Genomic DNA, 2,969 nt, shown 5'->3' with positions numbered 1-2,969 from the left:
TTAACATTTCACCCATCATCATTGTGAAGCCACCATCACCGGAAAGGGAGATAACTTGACGATTAGGACATGCATTTTGAGCACCGATGGCATGCATCATAGCATTGGCCATAGAGCCGTGATTATAAGAGCCTAAGATGCGACGTTTACCATTTGTTTTTAAATGACGAGCGGTCCAAATTACTGGTGTACCTACGTCAAAGGTAAAGATAGCATCTTCAGCAGCTAATTTATTAAGACGGTTTACAAAGTATTGAGGGTGAATTGCCACGCCATCTGGTTCAGCTACAGCATAGCTATCTAAGTCGCCTCTAAATTTAGCATATGCTTTGCGTACAGTGTCGATGAATTCAGTATCACCGCGTTGACTAACAAGAGGTAATAATTCTTTTAATGTATCTTTTACAGTACCAATGATACCTTGTGTAAGAGGAACACGACGACCTAAAGCACTAGGATCTCTATCCACTTGAATTACTTTTGCATTTTCTGGATAGAATGGACGGTACGGGAAGTCTGTACCAAGCATTACCAGAGTATCGCATTGTTCGATAGCACGATAACCAGATGTATAGCCTAATAGACCAGTCATACCTACATCATATGGGTTATCCCATTCAACCCATTCCTTGCCTCTGAAAGCATGTACTACAGGTGCTTGTAAACGTTTTGCTAATTCTACAACTTCGTCATGAGCACCTTCACAGCCTGCACCACAGAAGAGAGTAATGCGTTTACCAGTTTCTAAATGAGCAGCCATTTCTTCAATATCGGCGCGTTGTGGCACGATATGAGGTAAACGAGGTGGATTCCATACAGGTAACTCATCAATTTCCATTTCCATTACTGCAACGTCCCCAGGAAGAACGATAACTGCAACATCTTGGTTACCTACAGCAGCATTCATAGCACGGAATAGAATTTCAGGCATTTGTTTAGGATTGGATATAAGTTCGCAGAAACAAGAGCATTCTTTAAACAAGTTTTCAGGATGTGTTTCTTGGAAATAATTTAACCCTACTTCAGATTGAGGAATGTGAGAGGCAATAGCCAATACTGGAACACGATTGCGATGGCAATCGAATAGACCATTAATCAAGTGTAAGTTACCAGGGCCAGAACTACCAGCACATACAGTTAATTTATGAGTTAAGGATGCTTCTGCACCTGCAGCAAAGGCTGCTGTTTCTTCATGACGTACATGTTCAAAGGCGATCTTACCATTGCGGCGTAAACTATCATTTACAGAGTTTAAACTATCGCCTGTGATACCATAAATACGTTTAATACCAGCACTAGCTAAGACATCGATAAGTACGTCAGAAATTCTTTTTTTTGCCATATTATCACCTTAATTTAATAATTAATATCAATATAATATAGTTATAAACTATATATTTCATGATAGTCCTATTCATATTGTAAATATGTGATATAAATCACCAAATTATGTATACATAGTTTTTTGTATACATAGTTTATAGAATATTTATCTTAAAAGATTAAAGCACATTTATAAATTAAAAAAGAGAATATATCTGTTGAATATAAATATTGCGATTTATTTAATAATATTTCTCAGTATAAATCTATACTTCTTGCATAACACTAATAAAAGTGTTACTATTAATTCATAAAGAAAATAGATGAGTCTTTGGGGACAGGTGAAATTCCTTACCGGCGGTATAGTCCGCGAACCTTATGGGTATGAATCGGTGCAATTCCGATACCGACAGTATAGTCTGGATGAGAAAAGACAAGGCACATTTGTTGTGCGCAATTATGATTACCCAAGGACTATGTATATAGTCCTTTTTTTATTGAGGTGATATGGTGGATGACGTAGCATATATGAAACGCGCCATTGCACTGGCAAAACTGGCTACAGGTCACACTTCGCCAAATCCTTTGGTGGGTGCCGTAGTGGTGAAAGACAATACAATAATCGGTGAAGGTTATCATCATAAAGCTGGTACAGCTCATGCAGAGGTTCATGCTTTAAACGAAGCTGGTGATAATGCAAAAGGTGCTACTTTATATGTAACATTAGAGCCATGTTCTCATTATGGTAAAACGCCACCTTGTGCGCTGCGAATTATCGAAGCTGGCATAGCTAAAGTCGTAGTAGGTAGTACAGATCCTAACCCACTTGTTTCTGGCAAGGGTATGGATTTACTATGCGAAGCTGGTATAGAGGTTGTATGCCCCGTATGTAGTGAGGAATGTGCTGAACTAAATGAACATTTCTTTACCTATATACAGACAGGTAAACCTTTTGTAACTATTAAAAGTGCTATGTCACTAGATGGCAAGATTACCACGTTTACAGGTCAATCACAATGGATTACGAATGAGTCCTCTCGCCGTGATGGACATGTACTACGTGCTACTCATGATGCTATGCTCGTTGGCATTGGTACAATCTTAGCAGATAATCCACAACTAAACTGTCGTCTCAGTGATGATGAATTAGCAGATGCTATATTGGATAGAAACATTCTTGATGAGCCGATTACAGTTCATCAACCAGATGTCATCATATTAGACAGTCTTGGTAGAACGCCTACCACAAGTCGTGTATTTGAAGTAGATACTCGCAAGGTTCATATATTTGTATCTAAAGGTTGTCCTAAAGAACGGATACAGGCTTTAGAACAAGTAGGAGCTCTTGTAACGGTTGTTGAATCAGTGTCTACTCGTAAAAGTAAAAGCACAGATATTGTCATAGATATTAAGAAATTATCTATTGATGATATTCTTACAAAGTTGGGCGATTTTGGTTATACTTCAGTCTTAGTTGAAGGCGGTTCAGCTATTATCAGCTCTTTTGTAGAGTCCATGAACTTTGATAAGGTGGTTACCTATATTGGCAATACTATAATCGGTGGAACAGAGGCTACACCTGCCGTAGGTGGACGTGGCTTTGAAAGCTTGGAATTTTCTCCGCAGTTAACTTTCACTAAACCAAC

2 protein-coding genes and 1 riboswitch are annotated in these 2,969 nt (G+C 38.5%); of the genes, one reads left to right on the top strand and one right to left on the bottom strand.

Annotated features, from left to right (window positions below; all coding sequences use genetic code 11):
* Positions 1-1,342: thiamine pyrophosphate-binding protein (locus QZR70_RS08825; protein WP_295794583.1), on the bottom strand; the 1,342-nt coding region annotated here is incomplete at its 3' end.
* A 304-nt stretch (positions 1,343-1,646) separates the two neighbouring features.
* Positions 1,647-1,762, top strand: a riboswitch (FMN riboswitch).
* 68 nt (positions 1,763-1,830) lie between these two features.
* On the opposite strand from QZR70_RS08825, the gene ribD reads away from it, so the two are divergent.
* Positions 1,831-2,969 (top strand): bifunctional diaminohydroxyphosphoribosylaminopyrimidine deaminase/5-amino-6-(5-phosphoribosylamino)uracil reductase RibD (gene ribD, locus QZR70_RS08820; RefSeq protein ID WP_295794582.1); only part of this gene is annotated, 1,139 nt, incomplete at its 3' end.

The organism is uncultured Veillonella sp. (assembly GCF_900545205.1).
GTDB lineage: Bacteria > Bacillota > Negativicutes > Veillonellales > Veillonellaceae > Veillonella.
The sequence above is the reverse complement of the archived record's forward strand: the minus strand, read 5'-3'. Positions and strand labels throughout refer to the sequence as shown.